Here is an 18,645-nt window from a genome sequence, read left to right as displayed (position 1 = left end):
ACTTTTGAGTCAGCTTTCTCCAAATAAGTAAGTATAATTTTTGAACATAGATTACTGTCCAGCTCCAGCGCCCTAGCGGCTAGTGTCCTTCGCTCTCCGCGAGTAAAAATCCCTTCAGGATTTTTACCTACCTACGATAAGTCAAGCACGAATGCGCCTCCGGCTCTTCGTGTTTCCTTTATCTCAGTTGGAGCGCTCCAGGCCATACGCCGCTGACCAGGGCGCTTCCGCTTTTCTTTATGCCTCGATTGTTGGTTTGTTCATTTCCTTATCCATTACAGAGTCACCCCAATAGGTGTTGGCTATTGAATGATCCTCTTCTGTCCACTCAACAGGCTCCCAGTCAGGTTCAAAAATTAAATAAGAATTACTAAACAATTCAACACGGCAGCCGCTTCCAGGATCAATCACATATAGGTATAGAGCTTGAGAAACGCCATGTTTACCTGGGCCAATAAACTTAATGCCTTCTTCGCTTAAAATATCTGCTGCCCGTAAGACATCCTGTGCATTATCGAGCCAATATGAAATATGGTGAAGCTGGTTCGGTGTTTTTGCCTGTGGTCTCGTGATCACTGCTATATCGTGAACCAGCGGCGTAACACTCATCCAGCCCGCTAGGGTTTTTTCTTTGTTATATCGCACATATTCACGCAGTTTAAAGCCTAATTGAGCTCCTAGGTAATCAAGGATTTCTTGGACATCCATTGAAGTAGCAATATTTACATGATCAAATCTTCTAGGTGAACAGCCACGGGCCCAAGCCTTGTATGTTTGGTTTTTCAAAACTGAACGTCTTTTTTCATCCGCTTGTGGTTTTTCTACATCATAATAGATTTCGAAGGAATGCTGACTTGGCAGTTTAAAACGAATTGCCCGCCCTTGACCCGCTTCTTCACCTGCTTCTATCCATTTTACTTCCGTTCCCGCTTTTTCGAGAAGCTGGGCAAAACCCTCTACATCTTCAGGGCGCTTCGTTCTCCAGCCGATGTGATCAACATACCCTCTATCCCCTGGAGTTAATGATAGGGAGTGATGTTCAAAATCACCCCAAGCACGTAAATAATACGTACCGTTTACCTCTTCCGTTACTTCTAGCCCAATCACATCACGGAAAAACCATAGTGATTTTTCAAGATCAGGTGTTACGAGTGCGACATGCCCTAACTTTGCAATTTCAGGTAAAGTCATTTTTTATTCCTCCTTAGATTATTAGATTTTATTAGAAAAATAGTTTTGAATTAAGTGATTAAAGCTTTCCTGCTTTTCAATTTGTGTCCAATGTCCACAATTACCGTATACATGCAGTTGTGAATTCGGAATATGTGATAGAAAATAATAGCTGGACTCCACAGAGCAAACCATATCATCCCGTCCATGCACTAGAAGTACTGGATGTTGAATTCTTCTTAGGGCGGTCACAGGTACAGGGACAGCAGCTGTTGCGAAAATAGAATCATTGGAAATACGAACATCTGGTTTCATCGCTGTTTCATAGCGATAATCCGTTATCGCATCAATGATTGGGGCCATGGCCTCCGCATCATATACAAACCAGCTCATGATTTGACGTAATTTCTCTGGTGATGGATTATTATAAAACCCTTTGGCACGGGCAAGCTCAGCGCTTAATTTGGTATTTGGTGTTCCTCCAGGTCCCATCAACACCACGCGGTCAAATCGCTCTGGATGTTCTAATAAAAGTTCTAATGCAATCGAACATCCCAGTGAATTCCCAACTAAATGAGCCTTTTGAACATCCAATTCATCTAAAAGCTCCATCAGTTGTTTGACCCATAAGTCCATCCATTCCTGTCTGTTTTTTGGCAGTGTCTCTGGATGGCTGCTGTTTCCAAAACCTAAAAGATCCGGTGCCAGACAGTCATACGTTTCGCTGCAGTCATTTAAGGCATAGCGCCAATTGGCGAAGGATGTAACACCTGGTCCAGAGCCATGTAGAAATAAAATCACTTCTGAATTTCCTTTACCAGCTCGATTTAAAAATGTTTCAAAATTAGAAGTTTTAATAGATTGTTGAGTAATGTTTGTCAATTTGTCATTCTCCTCCTTGAAAATAAAAATTTTTCTGAAAATCCCCCACGGATGAAATCCCTTACATTTTTTTAATTAAACATTCGTACTTAGATAACTACTTTTTCATTATCTATGTATCTAGTGATGTTTATCTGTTACTGAAATTTTAGAAAATTTAATCACTAATTTCTAGAATAAAATCATTTGATTTTTAGATTTTTTTTAGTAGTTTTTTGTTGGATTTTTGACAGATTAACACTGAAATTCACGTGAACTTGAGTGTATTTTCATAAAATACAGCCAGTATGGGTCAAAATAATTTTGGATTCGATGACTTATTACTTGAAGTCAATTCGGAATCTTTACTGCTCCTTGATCGACTATATCATTCTGGTCCTTCTTCACTAATCCTAGGGTAAATAGAGTTACTAGACTGACAAGTAAACACCCGGCAATGATAAACATTGCTTGTTTAAATTCAAAAATACCCATTAACATTGGACCCAAGAAACCGCCAAGCGAAGAAAGTGTACTTACTAAAGCAATCCCAGCGGGTGCCGTAGATTCAGAAAAGAAAAACGTGATATAGGCATAGAATGTTCCGGATATCCCATAAAGTCCTGCTGAAGTAATCGACAGCATTAACACCATCAGCGGTACGGTTGAAACGGATGCACAACCAATGAATCCAATCATTGCTATCGTCACACATGCACCTAAATGCAATTTATGTGCGCCAGTTCTATCTGCATTCCAGCCCGTAAAAAGTATGGCTGGAATCGCAATAATAGAAGGAATCATAGCCAGCCAGCCAATTTGCAAATTAGTTGTAGCAGACGATGATAGTGATTTAATGATTGTAGGCATCCAATACGAGAGTGCATTCACCGCAACAAAACCAGCAATGTTAAATAAAGCTAATTTCCAAACCTTCGATTCCTTTAACATACCAAGATGTGATGATTTATTTAATTTTGCACTTAATTTTCTTTCTTTTATAAGCTCATCTTCAAGCCATGTTTTTTCCTTTTCTGTTAACCATTTGGCGTTAACAGGACGGTCAGTTAAGTAAAACAAAACCACAATTCCTAATAGAAATGCAGGTATACCTTCTAAAATAAACATCCACCTCCACCCCGCTAATCCTCCCCAAGACACTGTATCCATGATCCAGGTAGAAAGAGGCGCACCTATTAAAGCACTTAATGGCAAGGCAACGAAAAAGAGTGCAGTTGCCTTGCCTCTTTCACGGGCTCTAAACCAATAAGTTAAATATAGAATAATCCCTGGGACAAATCCTGCTTCTGCCGCCCCCAATAAAAAGCGTAAAATATATAAGTGGGTGGCTGATTGTATAAACCCAGTTAATACGACGACAATACCCCAAGTAATCATAATACGGGCAATCCAAAGCCGTGCACCAACTTTGTGCAAAATAAGGTTACTTGGGACTTCAAAGAGGAAATAACTGATAAAGAATAATCCAGACAATAATCCAAACGCCTCCGCCGTTAAGGCTAAATCGGCATTCATCTCTAAAGCTGCATATCCCAAATTCACCCGATCCAAGAAAGCAACGACATAGAGTATTAAAATAAATGGCAGTATTCTTTTCATTGTTTTCTTTACAGTACTTCTTTCAACAGTATTAATAGCAGTAGCCTGATTCAAATAAATCCCTCCTAGATTCTTGCATTAAAGGGGAAACCCTTACATTTGTAAATTTTAGAAAATTACAAATATATAAACCAGAGTAAAAAACATTGGACTTTCTACTATTTTCAACTAATTTATATTGGTTTTTGATATTTTCTCAGAAGAAAAGAGCAATCAAAACATGAATGCTCAACCAACAAAACTCTCTATTTCTATATCTCTAGCTCCCCTAAAGCTAAAAGTGAATCTAGAATCAGCAGTAACTGATAACTTTGTGATGAATCTCGTAAATCTTTATTGATTAATGTTTCAATCTTGTTAATTCGATACATCAGTCCACTCATTGATAAGGACAAATCATCCATAGTTTGTTGGAGTTTTCCGCCGTTTGATAAAAAAACATAAAGTGTTTTCAATAATTCTTTTTGTTTGCTCTCTCCCAATTTATAAAGAGGCCCTAATTCCTGTTTCGCAATTTTCTTTATCCCGCTGACATTTTTCGAATTAATTAGGATACCGACAATCCCTAAATCTGTAAAATGAATAATTTTCTTTTCCGTGGACATTCTCAGGCTGATTAGTGATTCATCCAAATTCTCCAAAACATTTTCAATTTCCTCCGATTTGTCACTAATCCCAATTTTATAATTGTAAGAGGAATGGGTGGTTTCAATATGTTTTAAGATTTTTTCCATATTTGGTAATATGTTGGACGACTCTGGTATCAGCATGATGATTTTACCTTCATATTGTCCGATTAGCGCCTTATATCCCTGAATGTCAAGGTACTTAGCAATAGATTCTAACATTTGGTCATAATGATCGGTGCTGTCTTTGGCACTCTTACCATTTCCTTTATAGTCGATGGCAGCAATAAAAAACGGAGTTTCAAGGTCAACCCCCATATAACGGCCGCGATTAATGATTTCCTCCCTAGAAGAATATTGACCCTTTAGAATTTGTTCCAAAAAATACCCTTTCATTTTTTCAAGCGCTTCAAAGCTGGTCTTTTCATTTAATAGGTATAAGGAGGCTGCATTGGCTACCCTCTCAATAAACATAATATTATTCTCAGAGCTTTTCTCTGCATCTTTTAAATATATAAATGTACAATATCCAATGATCTTTTTTTGCACGATGATTGGAGTGACCAGTCGTTCCTGGTTTTCTGTTATTAACCTTGTTGTTTCTTTAAATTGAGGAAGTGGTTTGTTGCTTTTTCGATTTTTTCGAATTAAACTTTCTTTCAATTCTTTACTCAAGACTCTATACTCGGCCTCTTCCATTCCCGAGAAAACAATTTTTTGAAAGCTCAAATCCTCGATTGATATAGGTATTTTTAATAATCCAAATGTAGAATCGGCAATATCCTGCAAATTGCTTCCATTTGATATACTTTCTGTTAATTTCTTATGAAATTTGGATACCTTATCGATGTAATTGCGCTGCTCTAACAATTGTTCGTAGGTATACTCTAATTCTTCAATAATGTTTGATTCATGATAGAATTTTAGCTCTTCTTGAATCTCCATTCCCCAATCCTCTTTGAGCTTCATCTCGAAACGGCATTCTGGGTCCCCTTTGGCGATGCAGCTTATTTCCTTTACAATTACACTCTTTTTACAAATCGTAGACATATAGCCGCTTGCATAGCCTGTTAGAGTATGGCATATAGGTGTATCTGATTTTCCATGATGTTTAAGATGCTCAAGTGCTTCAAATGAATTAATCCACTTTCCCTTTGCTCTGATTGTTTTAATATTTTCTGAATCAACCAATTCAATAAATCTTTCAGTCTGGACATCTCCAATATGCCCTGTACCTAAATGGAGAACCGAGGCTTGTTTAATAAGATATTCTATTGCGGTACTCGTTAACATTGCTTCTTCTGCATCACTGACGCCCAAGCTCCAACCATAACGAAGTAAAAACCCCTTGGCTCTCTTTGACCCTAAGTTCTCTATTATTCCCTTACGTAAAAGTCCAAAGGCTCCAGCAGTGGTTAGAATTTTTTTATTTCCATCTTCTATGTAGTTTGGTTCCAGTAGATTGCCTGAGTTATCCTTCATAAACTCACCTTTTTCCCCATTAAAGATTAAGTATTAATAAGATTGATTTCATATTGTTAGTTAATTAAATAAAGACTCCTTACATTTTACATACAAGGAGTCCTCATTTTTACACATGTTATTTCATTTCAGCACCATTTTCTACATTTTGAAGAATTTGGATAAGCTGGAATTAATATTTGTTAATTATACTGTTACAGCCTTTTCTTCGGCTAATGATCGGTACTTGCCACTGTAAAAAATTAGAGGTTCAGCATCTTCTAAATGAATATCTGTTACTCGTCCAATGAATAGCGTGTGATCGCCTTCAAGATGTTCAGCAGATACCTCACAAGCAATTTGTGCAACTGCACCCTTTAGAACCGGTTTTCCATCAAGACGGTCAAACTCCACTTCGCGGTGTTCCTTCAATTGTCCAGCAAAAATCATAGATAGCTCTTGCTGGTCTGCTGCTAAAATATTGACTGAAAACGTTTTGCTTTGTTTAATCTTTTCAAGAATCCGAGCTTTTTCACCAATTGAGATTACCACTAATTTTGGATCAAGTGAAACGGACATGAAGGCATTTGCTGTCATACCATGTACATCCCCATCCAACTCTGTTGCAATAACCGTTACACCTGTAGCAAATTTACCCATTGCAGTTCGAAATTGACGATCATCCATATATAGTACCTCTTTTCTGTTTAGTAGTTTTCTAGACACTTACCAATCTATTAAGCTTCAATCGTTGGATTATTTTCTGGTAAGGTGTCAGTTTGATCTCCCCAGAACGTAAAACCAACATCCATTTCATCTAAAGTCCAGACAATTGGCTCCCAATCTGGTTCAAAGATTAAATAACCATTCGTGAATAATTCTACGCGTACCCCACTGCCTGGGTCGACAACGTATATATACATCGCTTGGGAAATACCGTGCTTACCAGGACCTTTAAACTTGAGTCCATGCTCACTTAAGATATCTGCAGCTCGTAGAAGGTCTTGGGCATTGTCAAGCCAGTAAGACAAGTGATGAATCTGATGCGTTGATGGTGAGAACGGGTCATGGCTGACTGCAATATCATGAACAAGAGGTGTTACACTTAACCAAGCACCAAGCAAGGAATCATCTGGAGCCTGAACACATTCTCTCATTTTAAATCCAAGTTTCTCCATTAAGTAATCTGAAATAACATTCGCCTTTAATGATGATAGAATATTAACATGGTCAATTCTTCGCGGTGAACAGCCTTTTGCCCAAGATTTATAGGTCTGATTCTTTAACACTGATCGCTTAGAAGGTTCTGCTAATGTTTTTTCCATATCATAATAAAGTTCAAAGCGATGTTCGCTAGGTAATTTAAAACGAATGGCCCTGCCCTGACCAGCTTCTTCTCCAGCTTCTACCCACTTAACTTCTGTACCAGCTTGTTTGAGAAGGCTGGCAAATTGCTCTACATCTTCCGGACGTTTCGTTCTCCAAGCGATATGATCCACATGAGATTTTTCTCCAGCAGTAATGGAGAGTGTGTGGTGTTCAAAATCTCCCCAAGCACGTAAATAGTGAGTGCCATTTACTACCTCAGTTTCTTCTAAACCGATTAATTCCTTAAAAAACCAAAGGGACTTTTCAAGATCTGCTGAAACTAACGCTACGTGACCTAACTTTGCGATTTCTGGTAAACTCATGTTTACCCCTCCTATATATTGTTTTTTAAATATTTAGAAACTAGAAAGCCCTTTCATTTTGAATAATACGTAATTAAACAAAATAAGTATTTGGCTCTTGACCGCATAAGACTCTTCCATATGTTTCAATCAAACTCGAAGGTGTAATAAAACCATGTAAATGCATTGCAAAAAAATCACGATAAACTAACTGTAAAGGATTATTATGATAGGTAAACATGGAGCCGACTCCTGCAACTAAAAGATCGATTGCTTCTTTACATAATTGATTTACATACCCAAAATCTGCCTTCACCTTTACAATTTCAACAGTATCCATAACCTCCCCGCGTTCAGCATAGCTATCAATTTTATCCACAGCACGATATAAATGCATTTCAGCGGAATCGATTTTCAACTGAGCTTGGGCAACTTGGTGATGTGTAATAGGTGCCTCATTTTGTTTAGCATAGAAGGTGTTTCCAATTCCAGCCTTCGGAAGCCTTTCCATATAGATATCCATAGCAGCCTTCGCGAGCCCTAATGCTGGCCCTACAATTGATAGTGTAAGGGAAGGTACAAAGGAGGATCTATATAATGAAACATCTTTTAGCGGATCAATTAGATAATGACCTTTGCTCGCTAACCGGTCCAGTGATACACGATGTTCTGGAACAAAAACATTTTGTATTCTGCAGCTATTACTGCCAGATCCTTTTAATCCCATAACATGCCAATCATCAATAATTTCTAATTCCTCGCGTGGTATGACCATAATGGCCATTTCCATACCGCCATTTTCATCTGCTAATGGAAAACCAAAGTAGCACCAGTCTGCATGAGGGCTTCCAGAAACAAATGGCCACTGGGCGTCCTCAACAAAATATCCGCCCTCAACCTTTTTGATATTGCACTTAATAGGCTTAAAGTTTCCAGCCAACACGGGGTCTTTGCCACCATTATAGATTTCATTTAAGGCTTTATCACCAAAGGTATAGGAAATCATATAATCACGAATATTACTGAGACATACGAACCAGCCTGCTGAGCCATTGCCGCGGGAAATTTCTGTAACCACCTCGGTAAACGCCCTCATGTTTGTCTGATAGCCGCCAAACATATGCGGCCGAAGTACTTTCAAGAGTCCATTGTTTTTCAAGTCCTCAACAATCTCATCTGGTATTCTACTATTTTTATCAATATCTTGACTAAACTCACGCAGTTTAGGAATAAGAGCCCTTGCTCTATCCACTAATTCATTTTTCGTTTCCAATACACTTTGGTTCATAAAAAGACCTCCCGTAAAATGGTTTGTCACACCAGGTTAACTTTCGTTAACCACTTCCTCAGTCGAATCCATTCTCTGATATTTCACGCTGACACTTTCTGCAATTCGCATTAAATGCTTTTCCGTTAGCTTTTTTGCTAGTTTAGTATCGCCCTCTTTTAAGCAATAATAAATTAACCAGTGCTCCGCCTGTGATTGTTTTCTACGATCACGTGTAAATAACATTTCTGGATTCCCAACATAATTTAAGTAATCCCATAACTGATTTGCAAGATTAAACGTAAACGACAACTTAGCGGCCCTATAAATGATTGAATGAAATTCTATGTTGAGGTTGGCGTACTCTTCTTCGGAGATTTCTAGATTATCCATCTTTGTCAATGTTTGAAACAATTGAGAAAGTTCCTGGTCGGTAATTTTTTTTGCAGCATGTTCTGTCAATAAGGCATCCAAATTCGCACAAACCAATAATCGTTCCAGTACTTCTTCCGTTTCTGGTCTTTTTACAAACACGCCAACTTGGGGAATGATAGATAAAAAGCCTTCCTCCGAAAGTTTTGTCAAAGCCTTGTGTACAGGGGTTCTACTCATTTTTAAATACTCGGTCACTTCATTGACATTGATTACGGTTTCAGGTTTCCAAACTCCATCAATAATTTGTCTTTTAATATAGCGATATGCCTGATCTATTTTCATCTAAATACACCCTTCAATTCTCAATTTGTTTTGTTACCCCTATAATATTAGTATTTACTCAGTGAGTCTACCATATTATAGGAGAAAAGTGAGATCAACGGTGTATCACCTTTTAACTTTCATTTAATGAACTATTTTTAAATTTCACCGCTGAAAAAATCATATGTTAGTTTGATAAATCTTTCCTTTTGCTCTACTTGTGCCCAGTGTCCACAACGCTTGAAAATATGTAGCTGTGCATTTGGTAAATAGTCCATTACGTAAAGACTGCTTTCAATCGGTACAAATCGATCCTGGTGACCATGAATGAGCAGCATTTCATTTTCCATTTGCTTAAGTGCAGAAGGAGGCACGAGCATATCAGATAAATGTGATTTTGAGAAATTTTCTAAATAAGATTTGCGCACATCAGGTCTTAAGAATAGTTCTAAACGTTCTGCAACGATTTTCTCCAATTTATCTTCTAGAATACTCTTATCATATAAGAACCAGCTCAATAAATTTTTAAATGCAACAGGGTTAGGATCTTTATGGAAATTTGCTAATTTAGCAAGTTCTGGGGTAGGTTCTTTCAAACCGCCTCCTGCTCCCATTAAAACTACGCGGTCGAATCTTTCTGGTGCGTACATGAGAAGGTGAAGTGCAATCACACCGCCTAAGGAATTTCCAACTAAATGGGCTTTTTTAACTTCTAATGCATCCATTAATGAAAGCACTTGGTTAACCCGAATATTCATCCACTCTGCGCCATTTTGTGGATATTCTTCAGGATGATCTGTATTTCCAAAACCAAAAATATCTGGTGCTACCACATGGAATTTCTCTTGAAAACGAGGTAAGATCTCTTTCCAATTCGACTCTCCGCTTACTCCTGGCCCACTGCCGTGTAGAAATATAATGGTTTCTGATGATCTACTATCTCCAGCTTCATTAATAAGAGTTTGATAGTTTCCGGTTTGAATTTTTCTTTTTATAACTTCAGCCATTTTTCATTACCCTCTCTTTCTAAAATGAATTTTTAACTAAAATTTCCCAACTAAAATTTTAGTCTCTTCATTTACACCATCTAAACAGTGTTAAACTATTAAAAAAGCGTTTTCATTAATCTACTGTAATTTTACCTGCCGTTTTCTATTTTGTCAATTAATTCTAAATATTTTTTATTTCGTTTTTTACTCCAGTTAAATCTTTTAAATCTGATTTTTTGAATGGATCATCTTTTAACAATAAGCGGTCTTTTTATGACCTCCATAACTTCAGCGGCAGGCAAACCATTTTCAATTAGTTGTACCATTACCTTCATATATCTATGAATATGGTGGAAGTATTTTTTGTAACCTGCACACAAGTAGTTTAACCCTGGTTCACCATCGGGTGTTAATAGGAAGCGTTGTTTTAGGCATTCTCCATTGCAAGCGAAACGAACTTCACAGGTTTGGCAGTATTTTGGAAGTGATGTTTTCTTATTTTCTCCGAACGCCAGTTGCTTATTTGAATCAATCATCTCATTAAACGTGTCATCAAAAATATTGCCCAGCTTATATTCTGGATACATAAAGTGATCACAGGGATACACATCACCATTGTGTTCAACAATTCCTGCCCTTCCACATGTTTCAGCAAAAAAACATGTGGAAGGGCAGGAAGTCCTAACCATGAGGTTAGAGCGTGCTCAAAGTTCATTACATGGATTTTACCAACATCTTTTCTGACCCACTCATCGAAAATAGCAATAAGAAAGTCTCCATATTTTTCTGATTCTACGGTCCAGCTGGAAACCTCTTTCTGGGCTTCTTCCTGTTTTACAGAAGGTGGGGCGGCATGACGGAGCCCAAGTCTTATCGCCTCAATAAGCTTCTTTTTCTGTATAAAAGCAGTACTGGCAATCGAGGTTACAAATAGGGCCAGATGGTTTCGCTAGAATATGAAAGCCTTTTGTTTGGGTTTTCGTTATCTCCATTTTTTCAACCCTCGTTTCTTTAAAATAAAAGCCAGTAACACAGATGGATGTTACTGGCTTTTTTACTTTTCCTGGACCCTAAATTTTTTATTTTAGTTCGTAAACCACTTTTTCGAGTTCCCCCGAAAATTTAAATTCCCCTTCATTTTCATAAGCTGGACTCACAGGATAATGTGTATCTCTACCGATGTCCAATCCTTCAAAACTTATTTTAAATTTATGAGTTTGATCGATCGTGACTTCTCCTGTTTTCTCCCCGTTAATATAAAGACTGCCTGTTCCTTTGTGAAGTCCGGTAGGGGTAAACTCATATTTAATGGTTGATTGGCCATTAGGAGCAACAGCTTCAATCCGATAAACTTTTGTCCCTATGTTATACTCATAAACTAGTTTGTTATCTTTAATATAAAGGGTATAACCGCCCTCATAGTTTCCTAGTGCCACTAGTACCCCTTCATTAGAAGAGCTTTCCCGATTAATTGGAACTGTAATCGAATATGGACGGTTTATGATAAAGGGTGCTGCCCCTTCTGGCAGCAGTGACATGCCGGGATAGAAGGTGAAGGTATTACGATTACGATTAGAATCACTAGGCATAACTAAAAACCCGTCACCCATTATGTCAGTCATCGGGATAACATCATATTTCTTTGCCTCTTTATCCCATAAATTTTGAAGTTCTTTTAATTTTTTTGGCTCTTTTGCTGCCAGGTTATTTGTTTCAGAAGGGTCTTCAGCTAAATGATAAAGTTCCCAAACATCATTTTCGTACGGCTGTCCTTTTGTATGACGAGCGATTGCTTTCCAGCCATCATGGTACATGGCACGCTGCCCATTGTTTTCGAAATATTGGGTTTTCTTACCAGGAGCTTTTGCATTTTCAAATGTTTCAGCAAAACTCTCACCTTGAAGCGGTATTTGTTTTACTCCCTTTATTTCTTGCGGCAATTCTATTCCGGCTATATCATAGACAGTCGGCGTGATATCACTTACGTGAACATACTGATCTCGGATTTCCCCTTTATCCTTAATGCCTTTCGGGTAATATACAATCAGCGGTGTTCTGATTCCAGCTTCATACATTGTTGACTTATATAATTTAAATGGAGTGTTACTTACCTGAGCCCAGCCAGCCGGAAATTCAACTTTTGCTTTATCCGTTCCAAAATTATCAATATTTTCGACCACATAGTCGAGTGTTTCCGGCATATCGTTGTAGGCCATTGTATGATTTATCGAACCTGTAGCCTTGCCCATTGAACTTGCTCCATTATCGGATAAAAAGACAATCATCGTATTATCCAATTCTCCAACAGAACGCAGATTATCAATAAATCGGCCAATTTGTTCATCTGTATGCGTTAAAAAACCAGCATAAGTTTCCTGGAATCGTGTGAACGTTTCTTTTTCGACTTCCGTAAGTTGGTCCCATGGTTTCACTCCTGGGTTAAGCGGTGCAAGCACGGCATCTTCTGGAATAATTCCTAGTTCTTTTTGCTTCTTAAACCTTTGTTCCCGGATTTTATCCCAGCCTTCATCGTATTTTCCATTGTACATATCAATGTATTTCTGCGGCACCTGAACAGGCTGATGCTGGGCGCCAAACGCTAAATTCAAGAAAAAGGGCTTTTCTGGGTTCACAGATGCATGATCGGTAACATACTGATTGGCTTTGTTAACGATATCCTCCGAGAAATGATAGTTCTCCTTTTCCGGGACATCAATAAAACTATTATCCTGAACAAGCTCTGGCCTATATTGATCACTAGAGTCTTCTAGTATTCCGTAGAACCGATCAAAGCCTTTCCCAAGCGGCCAGTTTTCATATGGACCGGCAGGAGTTAACTGATGAGATGGTGCTAGGTGCCATTTCCCTAATGTATAGCTATTGTAGCCTTCCTCTTTAAGTACCTCGGCTATCGTGCCTGCCTCAGGATAAATTCGTCCTCGTTTATTCGGATATTCTGGACCCATATCAAAATTGGCCACAGTAGACATTCCAATATCATGAGGATTGCGCCCTGTTAATAAAGCTGCACGGGTTGGTGAACAAACTGGTGTAACATGAGAATTGTTGTAGCGCAGCCCGTTCTCCGCTAACCAATCTAGATTGGGTGTTTGGATTTCGGAACCATAACTTCCAAGGTCGGAAAACCCTGAATCATCTAATACAATATAAACGATATTTGGTTTCGAAGAGTCTTCCCCCTCCTTCTGCGTCCCTTTATTATTCTGTACATTTGTTTTATTTGTTTCTGCTTTTACTTCCTGCTCCATAAAGTTCTTATATGAACATCCTGATAATAATGCCAAGGCAGACGCCAATACGGTTAACTTTTGAAATGGAGATTTATTCAATACTTTTAATCGGTTATCCAACGTGTTTCCCCCTCTATTCAGTAAGTCTAGCACCAGCCATAGTGCCGCCATCAATTACTAATTCGGAGCCCGTCACAAATGCAGATTCGTCTGAAGCCAGCTATAAAACACCGTATCCAACATCCTCTACCTTCCCAAATCTTTGTAGTGGAAGTTGATCCATTAGATTCTTTCTAACAGCTTCATTTGCAAGCGCAACTTCTACAGGCCCGGTAATGATTGCTACCTTTCCTTTTAATCTAGTCACTATCATTCTTCTTTTCTATCAAATGCTTCGTTAAAATGTTACATATATCCAAGTCTTACTATTTATTCACTTGTTTATTTTCATCTGATGAAAGGAAAGTAGAATTATGTGAAATGATGTTCCCCATACCTCCGCCAACATTAATTTTCTGGCCGGTTACATAATCAGATAAACTAGATGCTAAAAACAAACAGACTCCTGCAATATCTTCAGGCGTCCCCATTCTTTGCATTGGAACTTCTTTTTTAGAAAGAGCATCCGTAAACTGATCTCTCTCTGGACCCGGCGGCATGAGTTCATCCCAAAATGGAGTCATAATAGGCCCAGGTGATATCACGTTTACATGAATACCAAGTGGGGCTAGTTCGAATGCAAGATTATGAGTTAAACTCTCGACCGCGCCTTTTGCAGCATGATAATGCAATACCACTGTATAGGCATTAAAGGCTCCCATAGAGGAGAAGTTTACGATTTTTCCATAGTTTTGTTTTTTCATATGCGGTAAAACTTCCATAATCGGGTTTAAGGTGCCATTTAGATTTAACTCGATTGTTTTATTCCAATCTTTCATATTAATATTCTCACTGGTACCGTTTGCGCCAAAGGTTCCACCCGCACAATTAATTAATATATCAATTCTTCCAAATTCCTCAATTGTTGCATCGGCCACACTCTTAATCGTGGCAGTGTCCGTTACATCAACTTGATTGTAGGCACGTGCTTGGCCACCCAACGAATTAATGTTAGAAGCAACTTTCATCGCAAGCTCAAAATCAAGGTCAGCTATAATAACCCTGGCACCTTGCTCAGCAAATCTTATACATATCGCTTCACCCATACCCTTTGCACCACCAGTAACAATCGCAACCTTATCTTTTAATAACATCTTCATTCCCCCATATTTTGTTTGTTAGATTCCTCTCACACCGCCGTCAGAAACGATGGACGTACCTGTCATATAGGAAGACTCATCAGATACAAGGAATAATAACGTTTTAGCTTGTTCCTCAGGGGTTGACATTCTGCCCATTGGAATAATTTTTTCCATATTCGGTGTATTTGGATTATCCGCAATCATATCCGTATATACGACCCCTGGTAATAAGGAGTTCACTCTAATGCCTTTACCTGCATATTCCGCTGCCACTACCTTCGACATATGCGTTACTCCTGCTTTCACAAAACTATAGAGAGCATGGGTTGGCATGACAGCTAAAGCCGCTAAAGACGTTACATTCACAATATTTCCAGTCTTCCTGCTCTCCATATGAGGGAGTACAAGCTGCATTGTACGGAAATAGGAGTATGCATCTAGTGTAACGAATTCATTCCAATCATTTTTTGTAAATTCTACAAATGGTTTTTCAATAATTCTCCCAGCGTTATTTACCAGAATATCAATTTGGCCATATGTTTCTAAAGTTGCCGCCACAAGGTTTTCAATTTGTTCATCCTCCATCATATCTGCGTGAATAAAAATGGCTTCTCCACCCTGTCTATGTATGGCTTCAACCACTTTTTCTCCTTTTTCTTTCCTTCTTCCTGATACAACAACTTTAGCTCCTTGAGCTGCAAATAGTTTAGCAGTTGCTTCACCTATTCCAGAAGTACTGCCAGTAACAATAGCAACTTTATTTTTAAGTCGTTTTATAATACTTTCCACCTTAATCTCCCCTTTCTCTTTAAAAATAGAGACACCTCTTTCAATTAATTAATAGTGAATAAATTAATTCACTAAAGTAAAAAGAATGAGATGTCTTCAATTTTAAATAGTTGTTTATGAGTTTAACGTAACCTCTAAATCCCTGTTCGGTTTCTTTACGGTTACCGCCCAAATCAGGGCCAAAATAATTAATCCTACTGCACTAATGGCTAATGGGAATCGACCAATATCTTGATTGAAAATATTCTGGACAACTTGAAATCCAAATGGTCCTAAGATACCGCCTAATCCCTGACCTACTACAACTAAACCTACTTGCGGAGGTGCACCGACAGGAGTAAGTTCCGAAACTTTAGTAAAAACACCAGGAATTCCAATTCCCATTGCAAAGCCGCCGATAACACTACCAATAAAAATCATGGTTAATGTTGGTGAATAATAACAGATGGCCATACCTAAACCAGTCACTAAAACTCCGACTGGAAGGTAGAAGTTTGGTAGTGCATGTTTAATTTTTCCAAACGCCATCCCAGCCAACAGTGTTCCAAATGTGAATACCGATATAGCCAAACCAGCCTCAGTCGCATTGCCTAATTGATCACCTTGAATAACAACAGAAATGTTTGTAACATAACCAAAAATTAGCCCTGAATAAAATACCTGTCCTAAGCATACCCAATAGATTGCTTTAGGCAGCTTAACCTTAGCGTTAGTTTTTGCTTCTGTTTGCTGTTTCTTCTTAGGTTCAGGTAGATATAACATGGTAATCGCCAGTATCCAAATTGGGAAAAGGTAAGTTAGGAATCCATATTGCCAGCCAAAGGAATCTGCTAATATACCACCGCCTAATTGGAAGAAAATCGCTCCAATACAAGCAATCGTGGAAGTTCCAAACCCGATGAGGAAATCTCTTTCCCTGCCCTCAAAGAAATCCGTGATAACATCTATCGATAATGGCATTGTTATCCCTACACCAAGCCCAAGAAGTCCTCTCATTGCAATAATTAATGGTAAGCTATCAATAAATGTAGGGAGGGTTCCTCCAACAATAAATAAAGTCAAACCAACCAATAATAGTGTTTTCTTTTTAAACGCTTTTGTAAGTTTTCCATAAAAAAGTGCTGGGACAATTTGAATTAATCCTGGGAAAGTAGCAACCAGCATGACAATCGTGGGATCGTACTCAGGAAATGCTTTAATAATATCCGCCATGATAGAACCGGCTACACCTGCAGCTACATCCTGGAAAGCTAGAATGACGACCAAAAATTTAAGCATATTTTTACTGATATTTTTTGTCATTTTTTATCCTCCCCTTATTTTGTATTAACATCTTTATTTAAACCAAGTAAAAAAAGATGCGTGAAACCGTTTTCATTTACAATTGAATAATTTCTTTGTTGCCATTGTGGCCAGCAATAACAACATGCTAAAATTTTAGTTTAATAAGTACTAAAATTTTAATTTTCTACTTTTTACGTTTTTACCGGTGAAAACCGTAAAAAGAGCGCTTTCTTTTGCTAACTGTAATTCTACAATTGCAAAATATGCTTGTCAATATTTTCATAATATTTTTTAAATTCCGAATAATTATTGATACATTATCCTTAATAAAACAAAAAAAACATTGGAATTCCAACGTTTTTTAGCTAATTTTTTTGGATTCATCAAATTGTGAAGGTCAGATTGTAATCGTAATCTGTAATTTTATTATCAAGTATAGCGATACACTATATCAAAATAATAAAATAGACAAAGTGGCGTTTTGTTTAGAATGTAAACGCATTCAATAAAATACGTAAAAAACATTAATTTTTTTTACGTATTCTCATTAAAAATAATAGAAAATATGTTATATTCTAATAAATGAAATTTAGGAGTGAGAAAATGAATTCACTTATACAGCGCGCATACAATTTTAATGCCGGTCCTTCTGCTCTTCCACTTGCTGTTCTAGAAAAAGCGAATCAGGAATTAATTGATTTCCGCGGTACTGGTATGTCTATCATGGAGCTGAGCCACCGTAGTGCAGCCTATGAAGAAGTACATAATCATGCTATTGCACTTCTTAAAGAACTGTTATCAATTCCTGAGAATTATGAGGTACTTTTTCTGCAAGGAGGAGGCAGTCTTCAGTTTTCAATGGTTCCAATGAACTTTTTAAAACCAGGAGAAAAAGCAGGTTACATTATGACTGGTTCTTGGTCTGAAAAAGCATTTGATGAAGCTAAATTATTTGGGAATCCGTATCATGTTGCCAGCACCAAGGATGGTCAATATCGCAAAATTCCTCAATTTGATGAATTACAATACAATCCGACTGATGCCTATATCCATCTTACATCCAATAATACTATTTATGGTACTCAATGGAAGGACTTCCCGGATACAGGGGATGTACCACTAATCGCGGATATGTCTAGTGATATCTTGTCTAAGCCGTTTGATGTCAGCAAATTTTCCTTAATTTATGCAGGAGCTCAAAAGAACCTTGGACCTTCTGGTGTTACAGTTGCAATTATTCGGAAGGATTTAATTGAAAAAGGAAATCCAACAATTCCAACTATGTTAAAATACAGCACTCATTCAAAAAACAACTCTTTATATAATACTCCTCCGACATTTGGCATTTATATGCTTGGTGAAGTTTTAAGCTGGATTAAAGAGTTAGGCGGAATAAATGCTCTTACCAATCGAAATGAAGAAAAAGCAAAAGTTATCTATGACGCGATTGACCAAAGCAATGGATTTTATGTTGGTCATGCTGAGGTTGAGAGCCGTTCTCTTATGAATATTACCTTCCGGGTAAGTAATGAGGAATTGGAAAAGAAATTCTTAGCAGAAGCGAAGAAGGAAGGTTTTGTTGGTGTAAACGGTCATCGATCCGTTGGCGGCTGCCGGGCATCCACCTACAATGCTGTACCGTACGAAACGTGTAAGGCTTTTAGTGAATTTATGATACAATTTCAAAATGCTAATCAATAAGGAACGAAAAAAGGGAAGA

16 protein-coding genes are annotated in these 18,645 nt (G+C 37.9%); 1 reads left to right on the top strand and 15 read right to left on the bottom strand.

Going from position 1 to position 18,645, the window contains the following annotated elements:
- Positions 1-237: 237 nt before the first annotated feature.
- The 15 genes from AC2TFD_RS09755 to AC2TFD_RS09685 form a co-directional block, all read right to left on the bottom strand.
- Positions 238-1,191 (bottom strand): VOC family protein, encoded by a 954-nt coding sequence (locus AC2TFD_RS09755; protein WP_335512601.1) that lies wholly within the window; start codon positions 1,189-1,191, stop codon positions 238-240.
- Positions 1,192-1,212: 21 nt separating this feature from the next.
- Entirely contained in the window at positions 1,213-2,052 is an 840-nt protein-coding gene (locus AC2TFD_RS09750) for an alpha/beta fold hydrolase (protein WP_335512599.1), read from the bottom strand.
- A 330-nt stretch (positions 2,053-2,382) separates the two neighbouring features.
- Positions 2,383-3,705, bottom strand: a complete 1,323-nt coding sequence (locus AC2TFD_RS09745; protein WP_484675505.1) for an MFS transporter — start codon at positions 3,703-3,705, stop codon at positions 2,383-2,385.
- 197 nt (positions 3,706-3,902) lie between these two features.
- Positions 3,903-5,759 (bottom strand): V4R domain-containing protein, encoded by a 1,857-nt coding sequence (locus tag AC2TFD_RS09740; protein WP_484675504.1) that lies wholly within the window; start codon positions 5,757-5,759, stop codon positions 3,903-3,905.
- 186 nt (positions 5,760-5,945) lie between these two features.
- A complete protein-coding gene (locus tag AC2TFD_RS09735) occupies positions 5,946-6,425 on the bottom strand; it encodes a flavin reductase family protein (protein ID WP_335512593.1) in 480 nt (159 codons plus the stop codon).
- 50 nt (positions 6,426-6,475) lie between these two features.
- A complete protein-coding gene (locus AC2TFD_RS09730) occupies positions 6,476-7,429 on the bottom strand; it encodes a VOC family protein (RefSeq protein WP_335512591.1) in 954 nt (317 codons plus the stop codon).
- Between the two features lie 73 nt (positions 7,430-7,502).
- Complete coding sequence (locus AC2TFD_RS09725; RefSeq protein ID WP_484675503.1) at positions 7,503-8,696, bottom strand: acyl-CoA dehydrogenase family protein; 1,194 nt, start codon at positions 8,694-8,696, stop codon at positions 7,503-7,505.
- Between the two features lie 36 nt (positions 8,697-8,732).
- Complete coding sequence (locus AC2TFD_RS09720) at positions 8,733-9,392, bottom strand: GntR family transcriptional regulator (protein ID WP_335512588.1); 660 nt, start codon at positions 9,390-9,392, stop codon at positions 8,733-8,735.
- Between the two features lie 137 nt (positions 9,393-9,529).
- Entirely contained in the window at positions 9,530-10,378 is an 849-nt protein-coding gene (locus tag AC2TFD_RS09715; protein WP_335567439.1) for an alpha/beta fold hydrolase, read from the bottom strand.
- Positions 10,379-10,605: 227 nt separating this feature from the next.
- Positions 10,606-10,947: an SPASM domain-containing protein gene (locus AC2TFD_RS09710; RefSeq protein ID WP_335567440.1), complete on the bottom strand. Its 342-nt coding sequence runs from the start codon at positions 10,945-10,947 to the stop codon at positions 10,606-10,608.
- A gap of 492 nt (positions 10,948-11,439) precedes the next feature.
- Complete coding sequence (locus tag AC2TFD_RS09705; protein WP_484675502.1) at positions 11,440-13,731, bottom strand: arylsulfatase; 2,292 nt, start codon at positions 13,729-13,731, stop codon at positions 11,440-11,442.
- Positions 13,732-13,831: 100 nt separating this feature from the next.
- Positions 13,832-13,978 (bottom strand): hypothetical protein, encoded by a 147-nt coding sequence (locus AC2TFD_RS09700; RefSeq protein ID WP_335512856.1) that lies wholly within the window; start codon positions 13,976-13,978, stop codon positions 13,832-13,834.
- A gap of 58 nt (positions 13,979-14,036) precedes the next feature.
- On the bottom strand, positions 14,037-14,864 hold the full coding sequence (locus AC2TFD_RS09695) for an SDR family NAD(P)-dependent oxidoreductase (protein ID WP_484675501.1): 828 nt from the start codon (positions 14,862-14,864) through the stop codon (positions 14,037-14,039).
- Positions 14,865-14,888: 24 nt separating this feature from the next.
- On the bottom strand, positions 14,889-15,641 hold the full coding sequence (locus AC2TFD_RS09690; RefSeq protein WP_335512859.1) for an SDR family NAD(P)-dependent oxidoreductase: 753 nt from the start codon (positions 15,639-15,641) through the stop codon (positions 14,889-14,891).
- A gap of 114 nt (positions 15,642-15,755) precedes the next feature.
- Positions 15,756-16,943, bottom strand: coding sequence for an MFS transporter (locus tag AC2TFD_RS09685; RefSeq protein ID WP_335512861.1), 1,188 nt, complete (start codon positions 16,941-16,943; stop codon positions 15,756-15,758).
- 585 nt (positions 16,944-17,528) lie between these two features.
- Between AC2TFD_RS09685 and serC the strand changes: the two genes are divergently transcribed.
- Complete coding sequence (serC, locus tag AC2TFD_RS09680) at positions 17,529-18,626, top strand: 3-phosphoserine/phosphohydroxythreonine transaminase (RefSeq protein WP_484675500.1); 1,098 nt, start codon at positions 17,529-17,531, stop codon at positions 18,624-18,626.
- Positions 18,627-18,645: the final 19 nt, after the last annotated feature.

This window comes from Neobacillus sp. plas4 (genome assembly GCF_057221695.1).
This window is presented reverse-complemented; position numbering and strand designations above follow the sequence as displayed.

What these genes read in the sequence shown, in the direction of transcription:
- AC2TFD_RS09755 (WP_335512601.1), bottom strand. Translation starts at nt 1,191, where the DNA reads ATGACTTTACCTGAAATTGCAAAGTTAGGGCATGTCGCACTCGTAACA.
- AC2TFD_RS09740 (WP_484675504.1), bottom strand. Translation starts at nt 5,759, where the DNA reads ATGAAGGATAACTCAGGCAATCTACTGGAACCAAACTACATAGAAGAT.
- AC2TFD_RS09735 (WP_335512593.1), bottom strand. Translation starts at nt 6,425, where the DNA reads ATGGATGATCGTCAATTTCGAACTGCAATGGGTAAATTTGCTACAGGT.
- AC2TFD_RS09730 (WP_335512591.1), bottom strand. Translation starts at nt 7,429, where the DNA reads ATGAGTTTACCAGAAATCGCAAAGTTAGGTCACGTAGCGTTAGTTTCA.
- AC2TFD_RS09725 (WP_484675503.1), bottom strand. Translation starts at nt 8,696, where the DNA reads ATGAACCAAAGTGTATTGGAAACGAAAAATGAATTAGTGGATAGAGCA.
- AC2TFD_RS09720 (WP_335512588.1), bottom strand. Translation starts at nt 9,392, where the DNA reads ATGAAAATAGATCAGGCATATCGCTATATTAAAAGACAAATTATTGAT.
- AC2TFD_RS09715 (WP_335567439.1), bottom strand. Translation starts at nt 10,378, where the DNA reads ATGGCTGAAGTTATAAAAAGAAAAATTCAAACCGGAAACTATCAAACT.
- AC2TFD_RS09710 (WP_335567440.1), bottom strand. Translation starts at nt 10,947, where the DNA reads ATGTATCCAGAATATAAGCTGGGCAATATTTTTGATGACACGTTTAAT.
- AC2TFD_RS09695 (WP_484675501.1), bottom strand. Translation starts at nt 14,864, where the DNA reads ATGTTATTAAAAGATAAGGTTGCGATTGTTACTGGTGGTGCAAAGGGT.
- AC2TFD_RS09685 (WP_335512861.1), bottom strand. Translation starts at nt 16,943, where the DNA reads ATGACAAAAAATATCAGTAAAAATATGCTTAAATTTTTGGTCGTCATT.
- serC (WP_484675500.1), top strand. Translation starts at nt 17,529, where the DNA reads ATGAATTCACTTATACAGCGCGCATACAATTTTAATGCCGGTCCTTCT.